Origin of the sequence: Mycobacterium sp. pV006 (genome assembly GCF_041287115.1) — a bacterium.
Lineage (GTDB): Bacteria > Actinomycetota > Actinomycetes > Mycobacteriales > Mycobacteriaceae > Mycobacterium.
Genome location: NZ_JBGGKT010000025.1, coordinates 1 through 23,112, shown reverse-complemented (window position 1 = coordinate 23,112; position 23,112 = coordinate 1). Strand labels below are relative to the sequence as shown.

Annotated in this window: 28 protein-coding genes and 1 pseudogene; 15 read left to right on the top strand and 14 right to left on the bottom strand. The window is 67.4% G+C overall.

Annotated elements, in window-relative coordinates; genetic code table 11:
• The first annotated feature begins 21 nt into the window (after window positions 1-21).
• On the top strand, window positions 22-1,239 hold the full coding sequence (locus tag ACAG25_RS23675; protein ID WP_370490922.1) for an acetyl-CoA C-acetyltransferase: 1,218 nt from the start codon (window positions 22-24) through the stop codon (window positions 1,237-1,239).
• 643 nt (window positions 1,240-1,882) lie between these two features.
• Here ACAG25_RS23675 and ACAG25_RS23670 read toward each other — a convergent pair.
• Window positions 1,883-2,728 carry a Bax inhibitor-1/YccA family protein gene (locus ACAG25_RS23670; RefSeq protein WP_370490921.1) on the bottom strand — a complete coding sequence of 282 codons (846 nt, stop codon included), beginning with the start codon at window positions 2,726-2,728 and terminating at the stop codon, window positions 1,883-1,885.
• Between the two features lie 174 nt (window positions 2,729-2,902).
• Between ACAG25_RS23670 and ACAG25_RS23665 the strand changes: the two genes are divergently transcribed.
• The 3 genes from ACAG25_RS23665 to ACAG25_RS23655 are packed head-to-tail and all read left to right on the top strand — an operon-like array spanning window position 2,903 to window position 6,423.
• A complete protein-coding gene (locus ACAG25_RS23665) occupies window positions 2,903-3,943 on the top strand; it encodes an enoyl-CoA hydratase/isomerase family protein (protein WP_370490920.1) in 1,041 nt (346 codons plus the stop codon).
• A 2-nt stretch (window positions 3,944-3,945) separates the two neighbouring features.
• Window positions 3,946-4,725: an enoyl-CoA hydratase gene (locus ACAG25_RS23660; protein WP_370490919.1), complete on the top strand. Its 780-nt coding sequence runs from the start codon at window positions 3,946-3,948 to the stop codon at window positions 4,723-4,725.
• A 9-nt stretch (window positions 4,726-4,734) separates the two neighbouring features.
• A complete protein-coding gene (locus tag ACAG25_RS23655) occupies window positions 4,735-6,423 on the top strand; it encodes an alpha/beta hydrolase (protein ID WP_370490918.1) in 1,689 nt (562 codons plus the stop codon).
• On the opposite strand, the gene ACAG25_RS23650 is transcribed toward ACAG25_RS23655, so the two are convergent.
• On the bottom strand, window positions 6,420-6,788 hold the full coding sequence (locus ACAG25_RS23650; RefSeq protein ID WP_370490917.1) for a rhodanese-like domain-containing protein: 369 nt from the start codon (window positions 6,786-6,788) through the stop codon (window positions 6,420-6,422). The two genes, ACAG25_RS23655 and ACAG25_RS23650, sit on opposite strands and share 4 nt — an antisense overlap.
• A gap of 6 nt (window positions 6,789-6,794) precedes the next feature.
• A complete protein-coding gene (locus ACAG25_RS23645; protein ID WP_370490916.1) occupies window positions 6,795-7,304 on the bottom strand; it encodes a cysteine dioxygenase family protein in 510 nt (169 codons plus the stop codon).
• A 114-nt stretch (window positions 7,305-7,418) separates the two neighbouring features.
• Here ACAG25_RS23645 and lpqV point away from each other — a divergent pair, with 114 nt between their 5' ends.
• Window positions 7,419-7,826 (top strand): lipoprotein LpqV, encoded by a 408-nt coding sequence (lpqV, locus tag ACAG25_RS23640; protein WP_370490915.1) that lies wholly within the window; start codon window positions 7,419-7,421, stop codon window positions 7,824-7,826.
• A gap of 64 nt (window positions 7,827-7,890) precedes the next feature.
• Entirely contained in the window at window positions 7,891-8,865 is a 975-nt protein-coding gene (locus ACAG25_RS23635) for a patatin-like phospholipase family protein (RefSeq protein ID WP_370490914.1), read from the top strand.
• On the opposite strand, the gene ACAG25_RS23630 is transcribed toward ACAG25_RS23635, so the two are convergent.
• A complete protein-coding gene (locus ACAG25_RS23630; RefSeq protein WP_370490913.1) occupies window positions 8,854-9,720 on the bottom strand; it encodes a patatin-like phospholipase family protein in 867 nt (288 codons plus the stop codon). The genes ACAG25_RS23635 and ACAG25_RS23630 overlap by 12 nt on opposite strands.
• An 18-nt stretch (window positions 9,721-9,738) precedes the next feature.
• On the bottom strand, window positions 9,739-10,809 hold the full coding sequence (locus ACAG25_RS23625; protein WP_370490912.1) for a dihydrodipicolinate reductase: 1,071 nt from the start codon (window positions 10,807-10,809) through the stop codon (window positions 9,739-9,741).
• A gap of 76 nt (window positions 10,810-10,885) precedes the next feature.
• On the opposite strand from ACAG25_RS23625, the gene ACAG25_RS23620 reads away from it, so the two are divergent.
• The gene (locus ACAG25_RS23620; protein WP_370490911.1) at window positions 10,886-12,106 is read left to right on the top strand and encodes a lipid-transfer protein; all 1,221 of its coding nucleotides are present in this window, start codon (window positions 10,886-10,888) and stop codon (window positions 12,104-12,106) included.
• 17 nt (window positions 12,107-12,123) lie between these two features.
• Here ACAG25_RS23620 and ACAG25_RS23615 read toward each other — a convergent pair whose 3' ends face one another.
• From ACAG25_RS23615 to ACAG25_RS23600, 4 genes are all read right to left on the bottom strand, one after another.
• The gene (locus ACAG25_RS23615) at window positions 12,124-13,212 is read right to left on the bottom strand and encodes a YncE family protein (RefSeq protein WP_370490910.1); all 1,089 of its coding nucleotides are present in this window, start codon (window positions 13,210-13,212) and stop codon (window positions 12,124-12,126) included.
• Window positions 13,213-13,644: 432 nt separating this feature from the next.
• On the bottom strand, window positions 13,645-13,980 hold the full coding sequence (locus ACAG25_RS23610; RefSeq protein WP_370490909.1) for an STAS domain-containing protein: 336 nt from the start codon (window positions 13,978-13,980) through the stop codon (window positions 13,645-13,647).
• A 96-nt stretch (window positions 13,981-14,076) separates the two neighbouring features.
• Window positions 14,077-14,316: a CsbD family protein gene (locus ACAG25_RS23605; RefSeq protein ID WP_370490908.1), complete on the bottom strand. Its 240-nt coding sequence runs from the start codon at window positions 14,314-14,316 to the stop codon at window positions 14,077-14,079.
• Between the two features lie 141 nt (window positions 14,317-14,457).
• Window positions 14,458-14,796 carry an STAS domain-containing protein gene (locus tag ACAG25_RS23600; protein ID WP_370490946.1) on the bottom strand — a complete coding sequence of 113 codons (339 nt, stop codon included), beginning with the start codon at window positions 14,794-14,796 and terminating at the stop codon, window positions 14,458-14,460.
• A 245-nt stretch (window positions 14,797-15,041) separates the two neighbouring features.
• Between ACAG25_RS23600 and ACAG25_RS23595 the strand changes: the two genes are divergently transcribed.
• The 3 genes from ACAG25_RS23595 to ACAG25_RS23585 all read left to right on the top strand — a co-directional run bounded on the left by ACAG25_RS23595 (window position 15,042) and on the right by ACAG25_RS23585 (window position 17,255).
• Entirely contained in the window at window positions 15,042-15,392 is a 351-nt protein-coding gene (locus tag ACAG25_RS23595) for a DUF732 domain-containing protein (protein ID WP_370490907.1), read from the top strand.
• Window positions 15,393-15,605: 213 nt separating this feature from the next.
• Window positions 15,606-16,937 carry an MFS transporter gene (locus ACAG25_RS23590; RefSeq protein ID WP_370490945.1) on the top strand — a complete coding sequence of 444 codons (1,332 nt, stop codon included), beginning with the start codon at window positions 15,606-15,608 and terminating at the stop codon, window positions 16,935-16,937.
• A 69-nt stretch (window positions 16,938-17,006) separates the two neighbouring features.
• Complete coding sequence (locus ACAG25_RS23585; protein ID WP_370490906.1) at window positions 17,007-17,255, top strand: hypothetical protein; 249 nt, start codon at window positions 17,007-17,009, stop codon at window positions 17,253-17,255.
• 3 nt (window positions 17,256-17,258) lie between these two features.
• On the opposite strand, the gene ACAG25_RS23580 is transcribed toward ACAG25_RS23585, so the two are convergent.
• The gene (locus tag ACAG25_RS23580) at window positions 17,259-17,618 is read right to left on the bottom strand and encodes a DoxX family protein (protein ID WP_370490944.1); all 360 of its coding nucleotides are present in this window, start codon (window positions 17,616-17,618) and stop codon (window positions 17,259-17,261) included.
• A gap of 129 nt (window positions 17,619-17,747) precedes the next feature.
• Between ACAG25_RS23580 and ACAG25_RS23575 the strand changes: the two genes are divergently transcribed.
• A complete protein-coding gene (locus ACAG25_RS23575) occupies window positions 17,748-18,596 on the top strand; it encodes a sigma-70 family RNA polymerase sigma factor (RefSeq protein WP_370490905.1) in 849 nt (282 codons plus the stop codon).
• Between the two features lie 13 nt (window positions 18,597-18,609).
• Here the strand turns inward: ACAG25_RS23575 and cynS are convergent, their stop codons facing one another.
• Window positions 18,610-19,059, bottom strand: a complete 450-nt coding sequence (gene cynS / locus ACAG25_RS23570; RefSeq protein WP_370490904.1) for a cyanase — start codon at window positions 19,057-19,059, stop codon at window positions 18,610-18,612.
• Window positions 19,056-19,913, bottom strand: a complete 858-nt coding sequence (locus ACAG25_RS23565) for a formate/nitrite transporter family protein (protein WP_370490903.1) — start codon at window positions 19,911-19,913, stop codon at window positions 19,056-19,058. Before ACAG25_RS23565 ends, cynS begins: the two co-directional genes overlap by 4 nt.
• A gap of 194 nt (window positions 19,914-20,107) precedes the next feature.
• Here ACAG25_RS23565 and ACAG25_RS23560 point away from each other — a divergent pair, with 194 nt between their 5' ends.
• The 4 genes from ACAG25_RS23560 to ACAG25_RS23545 all read left to right on the top strand — a co-directional run bounded on the left by ACAG25_RS23560 (window position 20,108) and on the right by ACAG25_RS23545 (window position 21,815).
• On the top strand, window positions 20,108-20,260 hold the full coding sequence (locus ACAG25_RS23560) for a hypothetical protein (RefSeq protein WP_370490902.1): 153 nt from the start codon (window positions 20,108-20,110) through the stop codon (window positions 20,258-20,260).
• Window positions 20,261-20,345: 85 nt separating this feature from the next.
• Window positions 20,346-20,645, top strand: a complete 300-nt coding sequence (locus tag ACAG25_RS23555) for a DUF732 domain-containing protein (protein ID WP_370490901.1) — start codon at window positions 20,346-20,348, stop codon at window positions 20,643-20,645.
• Window positions 20,646-20,654: 9 nt separating this feature from the next.
• Complete coding sequence (locus tag ACAG25_RS23550; protein WP_370490900.1) at window positions 20,655-21,413, top strand: DUF427 domain-containing protein; 759 nt, start codon at window positions 20,655-20,657, stop codon at window positions 21,411-21,413.
• A gap of 93 nt (window positions 21,414-21,506) precedes the next feature.
• Window positions 21,507-21,815 (top strand): hypothetical protein, encoded by a 309-nt coding sequence (locus ACAG25_RS23545; RefSeq protein WP_370490899.1) that lies wholly within the window; start codon window positions 21,507-21,509, stop codon window positions 21,813-21,815.
• A gap of 7 nt (window positions 21,816-21,822) precedes the next feature.
• Here ACAG25_RS23545 and ACAG25_RS23540 read toward each other — a convergent pair whose 3' ends face one another.
• Both ACAG25_RS23540 and ACAG25_RS23535 read right to left on the bottom strand, forming a co-directional pair.
• Complete coding sequence (locus ACAG25_RS23540; protein ID WP_370490898.1) at window positions 21,823-22,593, bottom strand: superoxide dismutase family protein; 771 nt, start codon at window positions 22,591-22,593, stop codon at window positions 21,823-21,825.
• Window positions 22,594-22,660: 67 nt separating this feature from the next.
• Window positions 22,661-23,032, bottom strand: a pseudogene (locus ACAG25_RS23535) (chloride channel protein); the annotation flags it as partial.
• Between the last annotated feature and the right edge of the window lie 80 nt (window positions 23,033-23,112).

Below are 23,112 nucleotides of genomic sequence, written 5' to 3'. Positions count from 1 at the left end.
CGCCGCACCGGAGGAGCCGTCATGCCCGAAGCCGTCATCGTCGCCACCGCCCGCTCGCCGATCGGGCGCGCCAACAAGGGATCGCTGGTGTCCATGCGTCCCGACGATCTCGCCGCGCAGATGGTCAAGGCAGTGCTCGACAAGGTGCCTGCTCTGGATCCCCGTGACATCGACGACCTGATCATGGGCTGCGGCCAGCCCGCCGGGGAGGCGGGCAACAACATCGCCCGGGTGGTCGCCGTGCAACTGGGCTACGACTTCATGCCCGGCACCACCGTCAACCGGTACTGCTCGTCGTCGTTGCAGAGCACGCGGATGGCGTTCCACGCGATCAAGGCCGGCGAGGGCCACGCGTTCATCTCGGCCGGGGTGGAGACGGTGTCGCGGTTCGGTCAGGGCACCGCCGATGGCTGGCCGGACACCAAGAACCCACTGTTCGCCGACGCACAGGCGCGGACGGCGAAGGCCGCCGAGGGCGCGTCCGAATGGCACGATCCGCGTGAAGACGGCCTGCTGCCCGACATCTACATCGCGATGGGCCAGACCGCCGAGAACGTCGCGGCGTTCACCGGTATCAGCCGCGAGGATCAGGACCGCTGGGGCGTGCGTTCGCAGAACCGCGCCGAGGAGGCCATCAACAACGGCTTCTTCGAGCGTGAGATCGTGCCGGTGACCCTGCCAGACGGCACCGTGGTGTCGAAGGACGACGGCCCGCGCGCGGGAACCACCTACGAGAAGATCAGCCAGCTCAAGCCGGTGTTCCGCCCCAACGGCACGATCACCGCGGGCAACGCGTGCCCGCTCAACGACGGTGCTGCCGCCGTGGTGATCATGAGCGACGTACGCGCCAAGGAGTTGGGTCTGACCCCGCTGGCGCGGATCGTCTCGACGGGCGTCTCGGGCCTCTCGCCGGAGATCATGGGCCTGGGCCCGATCGAGGCGGTCAAGAAGGCGCTGGCCAACGCGAAGATGAGCATCTCCGACATCGACCTGTACGAGATCAACGAGGCGTTCGCCGTCCAGGTGCTGGGATCGGCGCGCGAGCTGGGCATGGACGAAGACAAGCTCAACGTGTCCGGCGGCGCGATCGCTTTGGGCCACCCGTTCGGGATGACCGGCGCGCGGATCACCGCCACGCTGCTGAACAACCTTGCCACGCACGACAAGACGTTCGGAATCGAGACGATGTGCGTCGGCGGCGGCCAGGGTATGGCGATGGTGGTGGAGCGGCTCTCGTAGTCGCCTGCCATAGCCCGATCGCCCGCGTGCGTGCGCACAAGGCGGACGGTCGCGTCGAGCGTGCGCCCACGGCGGCCAAACGGCCGATTCTTCGCCCTCACCGCACAGTCGGCGCGAGCAAGCCGCCGACACACTGCCCATAGCCCGCGCCCCCGATCACCGAGCGTGCGCACGCGGCGAACGGTCGCACCGAGTGTGCGTCCACGGCGGCCAAACGGCCGATTCGCCGCCCTCACCGCACAGTCGGCGCGAGCAAGCCGCGATCGCCTGCCCATAGCCCGCGCCCCCGATCACCGAGCGTGCGCTCAGGGCGAACGGTCGCGCCGAGCGTGCGCACAGGGCGGCCAAACCGCCGATTCTTCGCCCTCACCGCACACTCGGCGCAAACCAGCCGCCGACCCACTACCCATAGCCCGCGCCCCGGATCACCGAGCGTGCGCACAGGGCGGACGGCTGCGCCGAGCGTGCGCCCACGGCGGCAAAACGACCGATCTACCGCCCTCAGCGCACAGTCGGCGCGAGCAAGCCGCCGGCGCACGCATTCTGTCCGCGACCAACCCTTCCGAGCGAGCGCGCGAGCAAGCCGCCAGCCTAGGCACGAAAAAGGGCGCCCACCGCAGTGGGCGCCCTTTTCGCGTAGAGGCTAATCCTGGTTGAAGTAGCTGAGCAGTCGCAGGATCTCGACGTACAGCCAGACCAGGGTGACGGTCAGACCGAGAGCGACGCCCCAGGCCGCCTTCTCCGGCGCACCGGCGCGGATCATCTGGTCGGCAGCGTCGAAGTCGATCAGGAAGCTGAACGCCGCCAGGCCGATGCACAGCAGCGAGAAGCCGATGGCCAGCATGCCGCCGCTGCGCAGACCCAGGCCGTCGCCGCCGCCGATGATCGCGGCGAGGAAGTTGACCAGCATCAGGGCCAGCACACCGAACATGCCGGCGACGATCATCCGGGTGAACTTCGGGGTGACGCGGATGGCACCGGTCTTGTAGACGACGAGCATGCCGAAGAACACGCCGAGGGTGCCGACGATCGCCTGCGTGATCATCGAGTAGCCGCCGTTGGAGACGACGTTGGCGAACAGATACGAGATCGCGCCCAGGAACAGGCCTTCCAGGCCGGCGTAGCTGAGGACGATCGCCGGGTTGTCCTGCTTGCGACCGAACGTCGCGACCAGAACCAGGACCAGGCCGCCGATGGCGCCGACCATTGCCAGCATCATGGCCAGGCCCGGATTCACCGTGGCGATGAAGTAGGACACGACTGCGACGGCGGTCAGCACCGCGAGCGTGACGCCGGTTTTCGTCACGACGTCGTCGATCGTCATCGGACGCGAGACGCCGGTCTGCTGCTGATCGGGATACTGGGTCACATAGGGATCGGCGTGTACCGCTTGCGCACCGTAGCCGGCGGCTCCGGTACCGAATTGCGCGTATCCGCCTTGCTGCCCCTTGGGGAGCGAGCGAAATACCGGGTTGCTGCTTTCGCGCACCGTCGGTTCCTTTCCTTCTGTTATGTCCTGTGGCGTGTGGTCGCCGGAGACGAACACCCTCTCAACGAGCGGGGTTCCCGGACGGTTCCCGATGTCGGGGATCGATTCCCAGGAGCTTCACAGGAAACCTTACCCGGGCCTGCCTGCGCGCGGCGGACGATCTACATTGCAATTGTGGTCGAAAACGAGGATGTCCTAGTAACGGTCGAGAACGGCATCGGGCGCATCACGCTCAACCGTCCCAAGGCGATCAATTCGCTGACCCATCCGATGGTCACCGCGATCGCGGACGCGCTGAAGCAATGGGAGAACGACGACTCCGTGCGCGCGGTGATGATCTCCGGTGCCGGTGAGCGCGGGCTGTGCGCCGGCGGCGACGTCGTCGCGATCTATCACGACGCCAAGGCCGGCGGCGCCGAGTCGCGCCGCTTCTGGCACGACGAGTACCTGCTCAACGCCTACATCGGCCGTTACCCGAAGCCCTACGTGGCGATCATGGACGGCATCACGATGGGCGGCGGTGTCGGCATCAGTGCCCACGGCAGTGTCCGCGTCGTCACCGACACCACCAAGATGGCGATGCCCGAGGTCGGCATCGGCTTCATCCCCGACGTCGGCGGCACCTACATCCTGGCGCGCTCCCCCGGCCACCTCGGTCTGCACGCCGCGCTGACGGGCGCGCCGTTCTCCGGCGCCGACGCGATCGCGATGGGCTTCGCCGACCACTTCGTTCCGCACGCCGACCTCGATGCGTTCACCCGGGCGATCATCGACGACGGGGTCGACGCCGCGCTGGCCGCTCATGCGCAGGAGCCGCCGGCCAGTCCCCTGATGGCCGAACGGTCCTGGATCGACGAGTGCTACGGCAAGGAGACCGTCGCCGACATCGTCGCGGCGCTGCGCGCGCAGGGCGGACCCGCCCCCGAAGCGGCCGACCTGATCTCGACCCGCTCCCCCGTCGCGCTGTCGGTGACCCTGCGGGCGGTCCGCCAGGCCGCCGAAGCGGCGACCCTCGAAGAGGTACTGGTGCAGGAATTCCGGACCTCCTGCGCGTCACTGCAGTCGCATGATCTCGTCGAGGGCATCCGTGCTCAGCTCGTCGACAAGGACCGCAACCCGAAGTGGTCGCCGGCGACGCTGGATGCCGTCACCACAGCCGACGTCGACGCGTACTTCGCGCCGGCACAGCCCGATCTGACGTTCGAACAGGAGTGACCATGACCGACAGCTACGAGACCATCCTGCTCACCCGCGAAGACCGCGTCGCGCTCATCACGTTGAACCGGCCCAAGGCGCTCAACGCGCTCAACAGTCAGGTGATGCACGAAGTCACCAGCGCGGCAGCCGAACTCGACGCCGACCCGGGGGTCGGCGCGATCATCATCACCGGTAACGAGAAAGCCTTCGCCGCCGGGGCGGACATCAAGGAGATGGCCAACCTGTCGTTCGCCGACGTCTTTTCCTCCGACTTCTTCGCCCTCTGGGGCAAGTTCGCCGCCACCCGCACCCCCACCATCGCGGCGGTGGCGGGGTACGCCCTGGGCGGTGGCTGCGAACTGGCGATGATGTGCGACATCCTCATCGCCGCCGACAGCGCGAAGTTCGGCCAGCCCGAGATCAAGCTCGGCGTGCTGCCGGGCATGGGCGGTTCGCAGCGGCTGACCCGCGCGATCGGCAAGGCCAAGGCCATGGACCTGATCCTGACCGGCCGCAACATGGACGCTCAGGAAGCCGAACGGGCCGGCCTCGTCTCGCGGGTGGTGCCCGCCGATGCACTGCTCGACGAAGCCAAGGCGGTCGCCCGGACCATCGCGGGGATGTCGCTGTCGGCGTCGCGGATGGCCAAGGAGGCGGTCAACCGGTCGTTCGAGTCGACGCTGGCCGAAGGGCTGCTCTATGAGCGGCGCCTGTTCCACTCGGCGTTCGCCACCGACGACCAGACCGAGGGCATGAACGCTTTCGCCGAGAAGCGGGAAGCGAACTTCTCCCACCGCTAAAGTTCGGGCGTGACCGACACCGTCGAGGCTCCGACGACCGAGAAGAGCGCTGCGCCCCGCAGTGCCTGGTGGATTCGTCATTACACGTTCACCGGCACCGCGATGGGTCTGGTGTTCCTGTACTTCTCGCTCACCCCGTCACTGCTCCCACGCGGCCCGCTGTTCCAGGGTCTCGTCAGCGGCGGCGCAGGCGCAATCGGTTACGGCATCGGCGTGTTCGCGGTGTGGCTGGTGCGCTACCTGCGTTCCAAGGACTCCAGCCCGCCCGCGCCGCGGTGGGCCTGGCTGGTCCTCGTCGTGGTCGGCGCCATCGGGATGGTGCTGGCCATCTTCTGGTTCCACCGGTGGCAGGACGACGTCCGCGACCTGATGGGCGTGCCGCGGTTGGGGTTCTGGGACTACCCGCTGGCCGGTGCCATCGCACTGGTGACGTTGTTCGTACTCGTCGAGATCGGGCAGGCGCTGCGACTGCTGGTGCGCTTCCTGGTCCGTCAGCTCAATCGCGTTGCGCCGCCGCGGGTCTCGACAGTGGTCGCGGTGGCCCTGGTGGTCGCGTTGTCGGTGGCGCTGCTCAACGGCGTGGTGGTGCGCTTTGCGATGGACACCATCAACAAGACCTTCGCCGCGGTCAATGACGAGACCGACCCGGATTTCGCTGCGCCACAGTCGGTTCTGCGTTCGGGTGGTCCCGAGTCACTGGCGTCGTGGGAGTCGCTGGGACACCAGGGGCGGATCTTCGTCTCGGGCGGCCCCACCGTCGCAGAACTGACGGAGTTCAACGGCGAACCGGCGATCGAGCCGATCCGGGCCTACGCGGGTCTGCACTCCGCCGACGACATCAAGGCCACCGCAGAGCTGGCCGCGCGGGAACTGCAGCGCACCGGCGCACTTCAGCGCGCCGTGGTGGCCGTGGCCACCACCACCGGCACCGGATGGATCAACGAGGCCGAGGCCACCGCGCTGGAGTACATGTACAACGGCGACACCGCGATCGTGTCGATGCAGTACTCGTTCCTGCCGAGCTGGTTGTCGTTCCTGGTCGACAACGAGAACGCCCGGCAGGCCGGTCAGGCCCTGTTCGAAGCCGTCGACGCGCTGATCCGGGAGATGCCCGAGGCGCAACGGCCGAAGCTGGTGGTGTTCGGCGAAAGTCTCGGATCCTTCGGCGGCGAAGCCCCGTTCCTGGCGCTGAACAACCTGATCGCCCGCACCGACGGGGCGTTGTTCAGCGGCCCGACGTTCAACAACACGGTGTGGAACGACCTGACGCTCAACCGCGATCCGGGTTCGCCGCAGTGGTTGCCGATCTACGACGACGGCGCGAACGTGCGATTCGTCGCCGAGCCCGACGACCTCCAGCGGCCGGACTCGGTGTGGGGCAGCCCGCGCGTGGTCTATCTGCAGCACGCCTCGGATCCGATCGCGTGGTGGAACCCCGATCTGCTGTTCTCCCGGCCGGACTGGCTGCACGAGAAACGCGGCATCGACGTGTCCCCGGACATGGAGTGGATCCCGGTGGTGACGTTCCTGCAGGTGTCGGCCGACATGGCGGTCGCAGTCGACGTGCCCGACGGGCACGGCCACGTCTACGTCCGCGACGTCGCCGACGCGTGGGCCCAGATCCTGCAGCCGCCGGGGTGGACACAGGAGAAGACCGAACGGCTGCGCGGAATGCTGCACAGCGACGAAAACACCTAGACAAGAACCTTTTTGAGTGCGTGGTAGCCGCCGATGACATCGGTGGCCCGGTGCAGACCCAGGTCCTGTAGGGCCGCGGCCGCCAGGCTGGAGGTGTAACCCTCCGAGCACAGGATCACCCACTCCACGTCGTCACCGGCGGCCTGCGGGATCCGGGCGTCGCTGGTCGGGTCGCAGCGCCACTCCAGCACGTTGCGCTCGATCACCAGCGCCTCACGCACCTCTCCCTCGGCGGCGCGCTGCGCAGCCGGGCGGATGTCGACCAGCAGCGCGCCCCGGTCCAGCGCGGCGGGTACCTGCTCGGCCGTCAACCGGGTCAGGCGGGAGCGCGCGTCGTCCAGTACGGCGTCGATTCGGCTACCCATGACCAGTTAGTGTCCCTCCGGTCCGTCCGTCAACTCAGTCCGATTACGCCGCAACGCATTCTCGGCGGTCACGTCGTAATACGACATCGCAGTCAGCGGTGGTGAGTACGCATGCACACTCAACGTCGGCGCCGGGCTCACCGTGACACTGTCGCGGTGCCACACGACGTCGTGCACCCAGCCGAGCGGGAACGCGGCCTGGTCACCGGCGACCAGCGTGCGGTCACGCAACGCCTCACCGTCCCAACGGGTTTCCCGGAGGGCGCCGCTGACCACCGTCAGCGCGCCCAGCGAGCCGCCGTGGTCGTGCAGTTCGGTCGCGCGTTCGGGCACCCAGCTGATCAGCCAGACGTCGAGTTCGTCGTTGCCGTGCAGGCGGGTGAACCAGCGGTCGGCACGGGGCAGGCCACCGGGCGGGAACAGGTGGTCATAGTCGCCGCCGAGGACGTCGTCGGCGAATCGGTCGGTGACATGCAGAAGATCGGGCAGACGCAGCCGGGTGGGCGCGAGAACCATGAGGGGTCTCCAGGGGTGACGAGAACGGGTACGGGGGTCGGCGGTCAGGCCGGACAACACTCCAGGTACCGGGTCTCGTTCCTCATGGGCGCCAGTGTTGCATAGATTGGCGGCATGCGGAGATGCGCCGTCGCTCTGGCCGGGGTGGTCACGCTGATGCTGGCCGGGTGCGGGTCGAGCGAGGAACCGACACCGGAACAGCCGGCGCCGACGACCACGACGTCGTCGCCGGCCGCCTCCAGCGCGCCCGGCGTCTCGCCCGACGGCGTCACCACGGCTGTCGCCGCGCCGGCCGACTCCACCGAAGACGACTATTTCCAGGCCTGCCGAGCAGCCAAAACGTGGATGCAGGAGCGAGGCGGCGACCCGGCGGCGCAGGTCGAGCCGTACCTCAAGACGCTCCAGCAGGGCGGTCCGGTGGGTAAGGGCCTGTTCGAGAAACCGTGGCCCGAGCTGACGCCGGGCCAGCAGTCGGCGGTCATCGTGGCGGTGGAGGCAGCGGCCGACGACCTGTGCGGATGACTTCGGATCACGGGGTGAACTAACTCCGCGCACACCGTCGGGGCCACTCGGCCAGAATGCATACATGCGGGTCGCACTGGCACTGGGCAGCGGCGGAGCCCGCGGCTACGCCCACATCGGGGTGATCAACGAACTGCACGAGCGCGGCCACGAGATCGTCGGCATCGCGGGGTCGTCGATGGGTGCCCTCGTCGGCGGTTTGGAGGCCGCCGGCAAGTTGGCGGAGTTCACCTCGTGGGCCACCGCCTTGACCCAGCGCGCGGTGTTGCGGCTGCTCGATCCGTCGTTGACGGCACCCGGGGTGTTGCGCGCCGAGAAGATCCTCGAAGCCGTGCGTGACATCGTCGGTGACATCACCATCGAGGAGCTGCCGGTCCCGTACACGTCGGTGGCCACCGACCTGATCACCGGGAAATCGGTGTGGATGCAGCGCGGACCGGTCGACGACGCCATCCGGGCGTCCATCGCCATCCCCGGCCTGATCACGCCGCACGTCCTCGATGGCCGGTTGTTGGCCGACGGCGGCATCCTCGACCCGATTCCCATGGCGCCGATCGCCGCCGTCGTCGCCGACGCGACATTGGCGGTCAGCCTCTCCGGTGACGATCCCGACCCCCATCGCGACGAGCACGAGACCCGGCCCAGCGGGGAATGGTTGAACCGCATGTGGCGCACCCGGTCTTCGTTGCTCGACAGCAAGGCCGCGAAATCCCTGCTGGAGACCCAGACCGGCCGCGCGGTACTGGGCCGGTTCATGACCGGCGATGACGAACCCGTCGAGGACACCGTCGAAGCCGGCGACATTCCGTCAGTGCCCCGCCTGGGCAGCTTCGACGTGATGAACCGGGTCATCGACATCGCCCAGGCGGCGCTGGCTCGTCACACGCTGGCCGGTTACCCTCCCGACCTGCTGATCGAGGTACCGCGCACGGTGTGCCGCAGCCTGGACTTCCACCGCGCCGCCGAGGTCATCGAAATCGGGCAGGAACTGGCCGCGACCGGGCTCGACACCCTGGAAACGCGCGTCTCACGTTCCTAGGAACGCCGCGACGCGGTGCGCCTCCCGGCGGCCTTGCACCCGCCCGGCCTGCGCCGCGGGTGCCCGGCAGGCCGGGTCGAGGGGATTGGGGCCGTAGGCCTGCAGCGACTCGTCGTCGGCGAAGATGGCCAGCGTCGCACCTGGGAAGGCCTGGATCTCCTCGACGGTCCCGACACCCCAGGGGGACGGCGACTGCGCACTGGACGGCACCAACGCGACGGCGGTATCACAGTCCTGCGCGGCGCTCATGTTGACCGTGCTGCCGACCCCACCGTCCATGAACCGGCGGGAGCCGATGGTCACCGGTGGCCACACACCGGGTACGGCGCAGCTCGCGGCGACGGCGTCGACGAGTCCGACGCCGGTCTCGTTGTCGAAGACCACGAGTTCCCCGGTGGTGATGTCGATTCCGGTGACGCGCAGGGTGCGGCTGGGCCAGTCGTGGGACGGCAACCGGTGCTCGATGACGGCGCGGCGCACGTCTTCGGTGACCGTGTCGGCGTCGGCGGCGACCGCGCCGATCTTCTGCAGCTTCTGCTCTTTGGTGGCTCCGGGGGTCTGCATGGCATCGAGGAACAGCCCGGTGATCGTCTCGATCGCGACGCCGGGGTGGATCTCGTGGGCGCCGCCCTCGTCGGACAGTTGCCGCGCGAACAGTTCCTCGAGCGGCACTCCGCTGCTGATCTGCGCGGCGACCGCCGAACCCGCCGACGTGCCGACCAGCACGTCGCTCCCGAGCAGCGCGGCGGCGGCATGAGGGGCTTCGTCGTGAATGCCGAGCAGTACACCGGTTTCCCACGCGATACCGGCCAGCCCTCCACCGGCCAGCACCAGAGCACGTTTGGTGTCGGTCATCAACAGCATGCTGCCATGTCAGGCCGAGGAGGGGTGGACCCCGCCCATGCCCGGTGCGGCCTTGCCGCTGAGGAAGGGCAGATCGAGGTAGGTGCTGATCCCCGGCGGCGCGGCGCACACGGCCGGCACGGAGTTCACGCAGTGCGCCGCGGTGGCCACGATCCCCGACTCGGGTCCGTCGTCACCGAACTCGGATTGGAAACCCTTGACCACGACGGTGAAGTCCGGGTTACCCTGCACCTCCATCTCATAGCGTTGCCCTTCAGGGCCGAAATCCCATGGCGGGTCCAGGTTTTGTTCACCCATCAGCCAGTTGACCGTCACCCGGACCACGACATCGTCACCGACCAGGGCCTCCCAGTGGAACCGGCGCGCGGCGACCTGCCCGGGCTCGATCGTGCCCAGCGGCGATGCGATGGGCGCCGAGGCCACCGCGATCTCTTGCGACGAACGCACCAAAGGTTGTGCGGCGAAACCCATTTCGTCGACGATCATGCGCACCGACTGGATGAACCCGCCGTCGAGCAGCTTCTGCATCGGGCCCGACAGCGCTTTCTCGGGTGTGTCCCCGAAACCCATGACGTGGCGCAGCACGTCGGGCGCCTCGTAGGTGCGCAGATCGGAGAACTCCTCGGCCCGGACGAAGGTGACACCGGTCGACATGGCCGACAGCAGAAGCGGGAACTTCTCGCTGATGCCGCCGGGCGCGATGCCGGTGCCGTGCAGCGTGACGTTCCCGTCCAGCGCGGCGGCCCGCAGCGGCGCCGCCTCCTTCTCCGAGGGATAGAACCATCCGACGGGGCTCACGACGTTCTTGCCGGAACGCAGCAGCGCGGTGACCTCGTCGCGGTTCGGCAACAACGGGGTGTAGATGACCGCGTCGGCCTCCAGCGCCAAAATCTCCTCGATGCTGTTGGTGGCCGTCACACCCAGCGCCCCGACACCTGCGATGTCCCCGGCATCGAGACCTGCCTTGCGCTCGGAATGCACCCAGCATCCGACGAGTTCGAGCGCGGGATGGTCGAGCACCCCGCGAATCGCCGCGACACCCACACCACCGGTCGCCCACTGCACCACCCGCAGCGCCATTGCGTCTCCTCACTGTCGCGTTCAGGTCTATCTCAGCAGTCGGCCACCGCGGGACCGAATGGGCACGCTAGGTTCCATGCAGACGTACAGCAGCGAAGGGACGAGCAACATGGGCCGTGTATTTGTCGTCGGCGTGGGCATGACCAAGTTCGAGAAGCCCGGCCGCAGAGAAGGCTGGGACTACCCGGACATGGCCCGTGAGTCGGGCACCAAGGCGTTGGCCGATGCCGGCGTCGAGTACACCGACATCGAGCAGGGTTTCGTCGGTTACTGCTCCGGCGACTCGACGTCGGGGCAACGCGCGCTCTACGAGTTGGGGATGACGGGCATTCCGATCGTCAACGTCAACAACAACTGTTCGACGGGGTCGACGGCGCTGTATCTGGGTGCGCAGACCATCCGCGGCGGCTTGGCCGACTGCGTGCTGGCGCTCGGGTTCGAGAAGATGCAGCCCGGTTCGCTGGCCAGCAGCGTCGACGACCGCGAGTCCCCGATGAAGCGACACATCGTGGCGCTCAATGAGATCGACGCGATGCAGTTCCCGGTGGCGCCGTGGATGTTCGGCGCCGCGGGGCGCGAGCACATGAAGAAGTACGGCACCACCGCCGAGCATTTCGCGAAGATCGGCTACAAGAACCACAAGCATTCGGTGAACAACCCGTACGCGCAGTTCCAGGACGAGTACACCCTCGACGACATCCTGGCGGCCAAGATGATCTCCGACCCGTTGACCAAGCTGCAGTGCTCACCGACGTCGGACGGATCGGCGGCGGTGGTGCTGGCCAGTGAGGATTTCGTCGCCAAGCGCGGGCTCGCCGGGCAGGCCGTGGAGATCGTCGGTCAGGCGATGACCACCGATTTCGCCTCGACGTTCGACGGCAGCGCCGCCAACATCATCGGCTACGACATGAACGTCAAAGCCGCGCAACAGGTTTACCAGCAGTCAGGTCTGGGACCGGAGGACTTCCAGGTCATCGAGCTGCACGACTGCTTCTCGGCCAACGAGCTGTTGCTCTACGAGGCCCTGGGGCTGTGCGGCCCGGGCGAGGCGCCCACGCTGATCGACGACAACGACACCACCTACGGCGGCCGCTGGGTGGTCAATCCCTCGGGCGGGCTGATCTCCAAGGGACATCCGCTGGGCGCGACGGGTCTGGCCCAGTGCAGCGAGCTGACGTGGCAGCTGCGCGGCACCGCCGACAAGCGTCAGGTCGACGGCGTGACCGCGGCGTTGCAGCACAACATCGGCCTCGGCGGTGCGGCGGTGGTGACCGCCTACCAGCGTGCCGAGCGCTAGACAGCTCTGGCGAACACTCAGGCCGTGAGCGGCTGGAGGCCGAAGGCGATCGCGTCGGTGGCGACGATCTGCGTATAGAGCTCTTCGAGCGTCGACTCGACGGCGAAGATGTTCACCGAACCCGAGTAGTCGGCGACGAACAGCTGTGAGCCGTCGCGTTTCTGGGCGACGCAGGAGGGGCGCGCGTCGGTGCGCAGGCTGTCGATGATCTCGAGGCTCAGTGCGCACACCACGATGACGCGGTCGTAGTCGACGACGTAGGCGCGGGCCTCGTCCGGGCTGAGCGACAGCTGGGTGGGTGCGCCGCCGAGGGCGACGAAATCGCTGACGCGGTGGGTGCTGAGGTCGATGACGTAGAGCGCGCCGCCGACGGCGCGGTCGGATGTCAGGACGTAGACCGCGTCACCTCCGTAGGCGATGTCCCGGATCGGCGGACCGACCGGGATCACACGGCGCACCCGCGTCGTGTCGGCGTCGACGATGACGAGTTGACTGCTGCGGTCGTCGGTGACGGCGACGTAGATCTGGTTCGTGCGGGGATCGACCTGGATTGCGTCGATGTTGGCTGCCGGGCCGGAGCCGATGTCGATGGTGCCGACCTGCTCGGCGGTGGTGTCGATGACCGAGAGTTCGACGCGGTCGAGCGTGGAGCCGACCATCTGCTCGGGGTCGGTGCGACCGGCGTACACCCGCTTGCCGTCCGGGCTGGCCGCCAGCGCGGTGACACCGGAGGGCAGCCGGTAGGTGGCTACGACGTCGCAGGTGTGCGGGTCGATCGCCGAGACGACGTCGTGTGTCTGCGAGGCGATGCTGACGTAGGCGCGGTCATCGGTGACGGTGACGGCGGTGGGTTCGCCGCCGACGCGCAACGCGCCGATACCGGCGAGGGTGTCGGCGTCGAAGATCGAGACGGTGCCGGTCGCGTTGTTCGCGACGGCCATGACGCGGCCTCCGGTGGCGATCTCACCGATCGGGCCGTAGCCGACCGGGAGCCGCTGCTCGAAGGTTCCGCCCGAGTCGCAGCCCGCGTCCGTGCGGGCTGTCGTGGATCGGGAAGCGGCGGGGTGCCGCCGGTTCTGCCCATTGGGCAGCGCAAAGTTTGCCATCTGCTGTAGTACCTCCGCCGGCATGAAGTGCATCCGGCCTAGATCTGCTGTCCTGGCCCCCTGAGGGGAGCGACCTTGAAGCCACTCTAACCACGGAATTTCAAGGTCACGAACAGCTGGTTTCCCGTTATCGACAAGCGGCACAACACTTCTCAGGCATCGCTTAAGAAATTCTTGGTCCGATTACCCGCTCCGGTTCTCAGCAACCGCGCCAGGGGCCTTGAACTGCGACGATCGGGTACGCGGCAATGAGTCGCCAACCGTGCTGATCAAACCTTTCGATAACAAATTCTTAGGTTTGCCAGACAAAGTGAGCGCTAGATCACAGCGACCGTTACGCGCCTGTTTCGCGAATACACACCACAGCAGGAACGCCCCCGACCACGCTCAGGTCACAATTCGCTGTGGACGCTCGACCCGGTCACAATTCGGTCAGGCCGGTTCGGCGTCTCGGATCGGTGACACGGCCGCGAGCGGGATCAATCCTTCCGGGTCGCACAGTTGGAGGACGCGGCGCACCGACGGACTGCCGACCACACACCAACTCACACCTTCGCGACCCAGATGCGCGCTGAGCGCATACAACGCGGAGGCTCCGTCGAAGGCCATGAAGTGGACCTTGCTCAGATCGAGCACGAGTGTCGCGCACTGTCCGGCGGCCTCCCGGACGCTGTGGGCGAAACGCTTGGCGTTGCCGGCGTCGACCTCGCCCGCCACCGAGACCGTGGTTTCCCGGCTGGATCCACGTCCCTTGGCGCGAGCGGCCACCACCAACTCTGTCGACGCTATCGAGAAGCTTCGGCAGTCGGCTGACCTGCTGCGTATGGACGTGACAGTCATCGCGTCAGCGAGCTGCCCATCGGCCTATGACTGCTCGGCCCGTTGACGTTCTTCATTGGCCTTCGCCGCCGCCCGCGCACTCTCGGCCTCGGCTTCCTTCTGGGCGGCCTCGCGCTGCGCATCGGCCTTGTCCTGCTGCGCCTTGCCCTCGCGCTGCAGGTCATCGCGGCCGGTGACGACGCCGACGACCTCTTTGGCCCTGCCCTTCACGCCCTCGACGACGCCCTTGACTGCTTCTTCCGGACCCGAGTTGTTGTCACCCATCGAAGTGCTCCTTTTCGCAGTACTCCTGCCCGGCGACCCGTAAGCCGTGTCCGGGAACCAGCATGGCGGTAACGCGAGCCTTCTGTTCCCGAACAGCCGAAAACGCAAACATTCCGTTATCTGCGCCGCGGCGGTACAGGTTTACTCGGCGAAGGTCTTGAGCGCCAGATCGCGGGTAGCGAAGATCTCGATGTAGTCGGAGATACCGGTGATCTTCAGCGGACGGCTGGTGGCCGGGCCGTCGGCGACGACGGCGAACTTGGTGTCCGCCCCCACCCGGTTGAAGGTCACCATCAGGACCTGCATGCCGGCCGAACCGAGAAAGTCCACGTCGGTCAGGTCCACGACCAGTCCGGCGGGCTTCGCCTCGACAGCCGCGTCGATGACTTCCTGTAGATGCGGTGCTGTCAGCATGTCGACAGCACCGACCGCTGCGACGACCTGCACGCCGTCAACCTCGTGTGCGGTGAATTGCTGCAAAGTGTGAAGCCTCATCTCGTGCGGTTCCGCGACAAATAACCACGAAACTGATGTTCGGAAGGCTTCGGTCTGAACCCGTCGGCCGACACCCGAGAATCACGCAGATGTTCGACGTTGTGTCCGAGCTTACCTGATCGTGATCCTCAACCTCGTGTTTCGCGCCGCGCCGACAACGATCCGGTTCACGAGCACGCACAGCTGCACCGAATAGCATCCACGGCAGACCCTGGACCCGGGAGGCCGGTATGCGCGTGCGTCACCTCGTCTCGTCGCTCTTCGTCGCGGCCACCGCATCGGCCCTCGCCGTCGGCGGCGCATCCAACGCGGTAGCCACCGAGACCGATGCCGCGTTCCTGGCGCTGCTCGAGCAACTCGGGGTGAACTTCGGGTCCGAGGAACAGGCGGTCGAAGCCGGTAACGGCATCTGCGGCATCGTCGCCGAGGGGGCGGCCAACAGCGTCGACCCCGCCCGCATCCGCAGCGACCTGGTGCAGTCCCTCCAAGGCGAGGGACTCGACACGAACGGGGCCACTGCCATGGTCCGTGGCGCCGTGGCCGCGTACTGCCCCATGTACCGGTCCGTCGTCGGGGCCTGACCCACCGGACGACCGGGAGTGCGTTGCTCCCGGGGCACTAAAAATCACTGTGGTGACAACTGAGCGACCGATACGTCCTCCGCTGTTCGGGGCGGTCAATCGAAGCGAACCGACCGGGTTCCGGGCTGCGGTCCGCCGCGGAAGCCGGCACGAAACGGTCTAGGTTCAACGTCCGTGTCCGGCGCAACGACAGCTCTCACCTACCCGCGGGGGTTGGCGTTGCTAGTCGCCGGTGCGATGTTCATGGAGATCCTCGACGCGACCATCATCGCCCCTGCGATTCCGGCCATCGCCGCGTCGTTCGGCGTCGCACCGGTGGACGTCAACATCGCCATCTCGGCCTACCTGTTGACCGTCGCGGTGCTGATCCCGGCCAGTGGCTGGTTGGCGAACCGGTTCGGCGTGCGACCGGTGTTCATCACGGCGATCGCGGTGTTCACGCTGGCGTCGGTGGGATGCGCGGCGAGCACCTCGCTGCCGATGCTGGTGGCCATGCGCGTACTGCAAGGCGTCGGCGGCGCGATGATGGTGCCCGTCGGGAGGCTGGCGGTGCTGCGCAGCACCGCCAAGAGCGATCTGGTGCGTGCGATCGCGCTGCTGACGTGGCCCGCGTTGACGGCTCCGGTGCTGGCTCCGGCGCTCGGCGGCGCCATCGCCACGGCGGGGTCGTGGCGGTGGATCTTCATCATCAACATCCCGATCGGTGTCGTCGGACTGTTGTTCGCGTTCAAGTTGATTCGAGGGCAGGCCGCCACGCCGGTCGCTCCTTTCGACTGGCGCGGCTTGACGCTGGTGGGAATCGGGATCGCGGCGGCGCTGGTCGCGCTGGACCACGTCCGGGTCGACGGCACCCCGTGGGCGCTGGTCGGCGGCGGTATGGCGCTGGCGGTGGGCTGCCTGACCGCCGCGATCTGGCACCTGCGTCGCGCCGCCAACCCGCTTCTTCGCCTGGCCGTCCTGCGCGTCCGCACCCTGCGAATCACCGTCGCCGGAGGTTCTCTCTACCGAATGGTGATCACGGCGGTGCCGTTCCTGCTGCCGCTACTGTTCCAACTCGAGTTCGGGTGGTCGGCGTGGGCGGCCGGTCTGATGGTGACCGCACTGTTCGTCGGAAATCTCACGATCAAGCCGCTGACCACGCCGCTGATGCGCCGCTTCGGCATCCGGCAGGTGCTGCTGGTCAACGGTCTGGTGTCGGTGGCGTGGTTCGGCGTGCTCGCCGCTCTGCGGCCCGATCTGCCGATCGTCGTCATCGCGGCGGTGCTCTACGTCAGCGGCGCACTGCGCTCGATCGGTTACACCGCCTACAACAGTCTGGCCTTCGCCGATGTCGACGATGACGAGCTGACCCACGCCAACACACTCAATGCCACGGTCCAGGAACTCGCGTCCGGGCTGGGTATCGCGTTCGCCGCTCTGCTGTTGACCACGCTGACCTCCTACTCCTGGACCTTCGCAGCCCTGGGGCTGTTGCTGGCCGTGACGGTGGTGGAGACTCTGCGACTGCCCCGGGACGCCGCCGCGCACGTCTCGGGCCGACGCTGAGGGGGCCGCACAGATTTCTCGCGCGCGCCTCCCGCAAAAGTCTCGACCTTCACTTTAGATTCAGAGGCCGTGACCACACTGCTCGAGCCGTCGCTGGCAGAACTCGACTTCGAGCCCGAAATCCTGTGCAGCTGCCGCAATTTCTGCGGCCCCCTGGCCCACCCCGCACAATGGTGGGTTCGACTCTCCTGCGGGTGCCCCTATCCGATGTGTCAGCGAGCCCTGCGAATCGCGAACGTACGACTGAAGATCCGGTCGCTGACCTGCCGCCGGTGCGAGACCGAGCAGATCCGGATCAGGTCGGTCATCCGGATCTGACACCTAGCCCCCGACCACCACGCCGAAGTATGCGGTGGCGGCCACCGCGAGCAGTAGGTAGGCCGCCGGAAACCCGATGTTGTGCAGCACTCCGGTGCGCACGTGCACCGTCACAGCACCGACGAAGAACAACACCAGCCCCACCGCCGCAGCCAACCCGAGCCACGGAGTGAGCGCGAAGCCGGCCAGAAGGCCCAGCCCACCAGCCATTTTCAGGGCCGCCAGGTACGGGATGGCCTCGACTCGCACGCCCACCTCCGCCGAGTTCGCCATCACGAACGATGCCTTCCCCCAATCCGCCACCGCGACAGCGATATTGGCCACGGCGCAGGTGACCGTCAGCGCCGCCAGCGTCCACGTCAGAACGTCGGGCACAGTCGCCACCCCCGACCGGGTCGTCTCGGTATGCTCGTCACGTCGCACGTCCTTTCGTCTCGTCTCGTCGACTCCTTGCACTGGTACGACGTTTCAGGGACCGGAGAAGGTGACACGGTGATCTCGACACACGATTTCGAGCAGGCGCGACCGAGACTGTTGTCGCTCGCGTACCGGATTCTGGGGTCGGCGCAGGATGCCGAGGACGCCGTACAGACGACGTGGCTGCGCGCACACAAGGCCCACGACGACGACGTCGAAAACCCGGCGGCGTGGCTGACCGTCGTCGTCAGCAGGGTGTGCCTCGACCAGCTGCGCGAGCGTCGGCGCCGCCAGCACCTCGTCGACACGCTCGGACACCCGGACGAGGCAGCGACGGCCGCCGACGAGGAGGTGCTGCACCGGCAGGATGTATCCCGGGCGTTGCTGGTGGTACTCGGCGCATTGACGCCCGCCCAGCGACTGGCCTACGTCCTACACGACCTGTTCCGGATTCCCTTCGATGACATCGCCGGCATCCTCGGCGGCACACCGGCGGCGGCGAAGAAGCACGCTAGCCGGGCACGCACCCGCATCGGCGCGGCTGACCCGCACCGAACGGCGCCGCCGGAGGAGCGCGCCCACCGCGAGATCGTCGAGGAGTTCCTTCGTGCCGCGCGCGGCGGCGACATGGCACGCATGATCGCTTTGATGGCCCCCGACTGTGTCCGGCATGCCGATCCGGCGCTGCTGCCCGCGGGCACCGCGCCGACGGTCCGCGGCGCATCCGCGGTCGCCGAAGAGACCCGGTTGTTCGTCGCGCGCATCGCGGCCAGCACGGCATTGCGGGTCGCCGGGCGCATCGTCGACGTCGTGGCCCCCGGCGGTCACCCGCAGGCGGTCATCGAGGTCCAGACCAGCGGGGACCTCGTCACCGCGATCACCATCCGGCCCGTGCGGCGGACCGATCGTTTCGCACTCGTGTGACCGACGTTGTGCGTCACCACCGGTAGTCGAGGAACTTGCCGTCCAGGGTGACCACCACCCGGTCACCGTCGGGATGGGAGCGGCGGGTGATATCGACGTTGAAGTTGATCGCGCTCATGATCCCGTCGCCGAACTCCTCGTGGATGAGCTCCTTGAGCGCCGGCCCATAGACCGACAGCGCTTCGTGGAATCGGTAGATGGTGGGGTCCGACAGCAGCGTCGGATCGATCCCCCGTGCGGGTTGCAGTTGCAGACTCTCGGCCACAGTTGCGTCGAGATCCATTAGGGTGCAGATCTTTTCGGCTTGTTCGACGGTCATCGGATGCTGACCCAGGAGCGCGGCCACGCACCACACCAACGGAGCGTCGACCTCTTTGGCGATCTCGGCCCACGTCAGCTTCTTCCGAATGCGCGCAGCGACGATCAAATCCGCGGCATCGGCCTTGGCCATGATCGGGGTCATGCGCTGACCTCCTCGCGCCGCGGCGCCGGCTGCGGCGCGTCGGCCAACAACATCCGCGACGGGCTGGTGCGGGCGTGGGTGGCGTAGAGGGTCAGACCGACGAACGTCAGTCCGCCCACGAGATTACCGATGACCGTGGGGATCTCGTTCCACACCAAGTAGTCGGCGATGGAGAAGTCGCCGCCGAGCATGAGCCCGGACGGGAAGAGGAACATGTTGACGATCGAGTGCTCGAAGCCCATGTAGAAGAACAGCATGACGGGCATCCACATCCCGATCACCTTGCCGGAGACGCTCGTCGACATCATCGCGGCCACTACCCCGGTGGACACCATCCAATTGCACAGCACCCCGCGGATGAACAGCGTCAGCATCCCGGCGGCTCCGTGTTCGGCGTAGCCGACGGTGCGGCTGTGTCCGATCTCGCCCAGGCGCACTCCGACCTCGTTGGGGTCGATGCTGAACCCGTAGGTGAACACGATCGCCATCATCAGCGCGACGGTGATCGCGCCGGCGAAGTTTCCGATGAACACCCAGCCCCAGTTGCGCAGCATCGACCGCACCGTCACCCCGCGCCGCTTGTCCAGCAGTGCCAGCGGAACGAGCGTGAACACCCCGGTCAGCAGGTCGAAGCCAAGCAGGTAGAGCAGGCAGAACCCGACCGGGAACAACACCGCGCCGAGGAGGGCGTTGCCCGTCTGCACTGTGATGGTGACGGCGAACGCGGCGGCCATCGCCAAGATGGCCCCGGCCATGTAGGCGCGGATCAGGGTGTCGCGGGTCGACATCGTGGCTTTGGCCTCGCCGGCGTCGACCATCTTGTGGACGAAGTCCGACGGACTCACATATGACATGGCTGAACCTTCCGGGGAGTCGATTACTCCCGGAAGACTCCCCGGGCGACATTTCCGGAACGCGACGCCACCGCTGCGACCTTGTTGCCGCTTCCTCACTGTGCGTCCGGCCCCGTTGTGCGATCCGCGGGTTTCGGCCGGGGCCGATCGGACAACTCCGTCCTCGTCGCAACCCAACGATCATGGAGGTCCGCGTGGAGCAGAGCAGGATCCCCCCGACGCCCGAAGACGCCACAAAAGCTACTGCTGAGCAGCAGGAACTGCAGCGCAAGCTCGAGCACGCCGACGACGATCCCGACGCACCGGCGCGTAGCCAGACCCGTCATCAGATCCCGGACGAGAATTGACCCCAGACCAGCGAAAACGCGGGTGGAACCGCGGCTCCCGACGTACCCTGGACAGTTGCCGGCAACGTCTGGGAAGGGGTCTGGCATGCGGGGGCGACATCTCTTCGGTGCGGCCGTGGCGGCGGGCGCCGTCGCCGTTGCGCTGGCGATTCCGGCGGTGGCCGACGACCCCGACGACGTGTTCCTCGACGCCATCGACACCAGAGGGATTCCGTACGCCAGCACAGCTGATGCGATCGACCTCGCGACCGCGATCTGCGAATACGTGTCGGCGGGTCAGGCGCCCAACCAGGTGGCAGTCGAGATCATCGGGCCCGCCGGTTGGACCGCCGAGCAGAGCGGACTATTCGTCGAGGCGGCGACCGAGTCGTACTGCCCGGCCTAGGCGTCGAGCGTGACCGACTGCCCGCCGAGCGCCACCGAGCGCGGCCGGGTCGAACCCTCACCGCGGCGGGTACGCGGATTCTGCGGCGGTGAACTGGTGTTCGACTCGACGGCGGCACGGTACGTGTGGGAGATCCCCTACTACCCGCACTACTACGTCCCGCTGACCGACGTGGCGCAGGATTGTCTGGTCGACGAGGATCACCCCCAACGCGTCCAGTTCGGGGCGTCGCGGTTGTACACGGTGCGGGCCGGCGGACGCACGATCGGTTCGGCGGCGCGGGTGTTCGACGCCGGGGACGGGCCCGTGGCAGGGCTGGTGCGCTTCGACTGGGAGGCGCTGGACTGGTTCGAGGAGGACGAGCCGATCTTCAAGCATCCGCGCAATCCCTATGCCCGTGTCGATGCCCTACGGTCGCACCGTCACGTCGTCGTCGAACTCGAGGGAATCACGCTGGCCGACACGCACGCACCGGTGCTGCTTTTCGAAACCAGCCTGCCGACAAGGTATTACATCGACCGGACGGATGTCTCGTTCACCCACCTCGAAGACTCGGACACGCAGACGGTGTGCCCCTACAAGGGAACGACGTCGCGGTACTGGTCGGTGCGCGTCGGGGACACGGTGCATTCCGACCTGGCGTGGAGCTACGAGACGCCGTTGCCCGCCGTGGGCGCCATCGCCGGACTCGTCGCCTTCTACAACGAGAAGGTCGACATCACCGTTGATGGGATCAGGCTGTCTCGGCCCCAGACGCACTTCAGCTGACCTCTCCGGGAAACCCTGCGCTGGGCGCGTTCGCTTCGAATCCCCCGCGGGTATGACTTCTCCGACGATCCGGGTGATTCAGGAGGACGCGAGATGGTGGGATTCGGCGTGGCGGTTCTGGTGTTGGCCGTAGCGGTGATCGCGATCGGGCTGGTGCTTTACGGCAACGGAGCGGGTTCGGTTCCCGACCGGCCGTTGCGCGACACGACCGCCACGCGGCGGGGTCTGGGCCGTATCGCATGGTCGGACCTGTTCTCCACCATGAAAACGTCGGTCAGGGTCGCGGCCAGCTCGGACGCCGATCAGGCCGACCGAAAGGCCGCGATGGGCGCATTCGTTGTGCTGGCCGGCCTGATCCTGGTGGTGTTCGCGCTGTTGGCGTTTCTCGCCGCGGCCGTCTGAGCGGCGATCAGCCCTCCGGTGGGGCTGGCGCCGCAGGTGCGGTCGTCGTGGTGGTCGTCGGGGCGGTGGTTTCGGTGACCGTGGTCGTGGTCGGGGTCGGCGAACCCTCCGGTGCCGGCGACGCCGGTGTGGTGGTGGTCTCTCCCCCGGGCACCGGCGCGGGTGCGGGTGCCGGCGGCACGGTCTCGGTGACGACGGACGTGGTGGTCGTGGTTTCGGTCGCCGCGGCGGTGGCCGGGCTGAACACTCCGCAGGCCAGTCGCACGTCGGCACCCTCGGTGGCACCGGGCAGTTCAGCGCCTTCGTGGAGGATGATCGACGAGCCATTGGGGCCGGTGAGGTCCTCTTCGGTGAAGGCGTCGGTGGTGGCCACGAGCTTGCCGCCGTTGTCAGATCGGACCAGCAGCGGCGGCAGATCGCCACTGGCGGGCATTCCGGTGTTGCCCCGCGCCTGGAAGTGCTCGCCGGCTGACGCGAAGTCCGCTCCCTCGCATCGACCGAACTGGTGCAGATGCAGACCGTGGAATCCCGGGGACAGTGTGCTGTCGTCGACGGTTTCGATGGTGACGGTGGCGAAGCCTTCGGTGAAGTCGATGGTGGCGTCGGCGACTGCGGTGCCGTCGGCGGTCGTGAGCTGAGTGGTGAGGGCCTGCTCAGAGGACCCTGTGGTGGTGGTCGTCGTGGCGGACTCGTCGTCCGCCGATTGATTGGCGCAGCCGGCGAGGATGGCGGCGGGAGCGGCGATGGAAGCGATGGCGACGGTGACATGCTTGTTCATGGCCGCCCCGTACCCACCCTCACTGATCATGAAACGGATTTCTTCGGGTGGCCGCGTGAGCCCGAGATCATCGAGGTGGTCCGGGCGGGCTTTCCGGAGCCAAGCGTGCCCGCAAGCTGTCGTAGATCGGTCGTGACCCCAGCAGATGTGCTGCCAGGACGGCGGCGGCGGTCGCAGCCAGGATCGGAACGGCGACCGCGGTGGTCGCCGTCATCTCGATCACGATGACCATGCCCGTGACCGGTGCCCGCACCGAGGCGGCGAAGAACGCGGCCATTCCCGTCAGGGCCATCGGGATGGCCAGATCTGAGACGTCATCGGGCCACACGGCGCCGAAAGCACCGACGAAGATCAAGCCCCACAGCGCGCCCACGGCCAGTAACGGTGCGAACAGGCCGCCGGGAACGGCTGCGGCGTACGACAGCGGACCGGCGACGAAGGAGCAATGATCAGAACCTGTGGATGAGCCTCGGTGAGGGGGCGTGAAAGTGGGCGCACCTTCCCGAGGATGATCTGAAT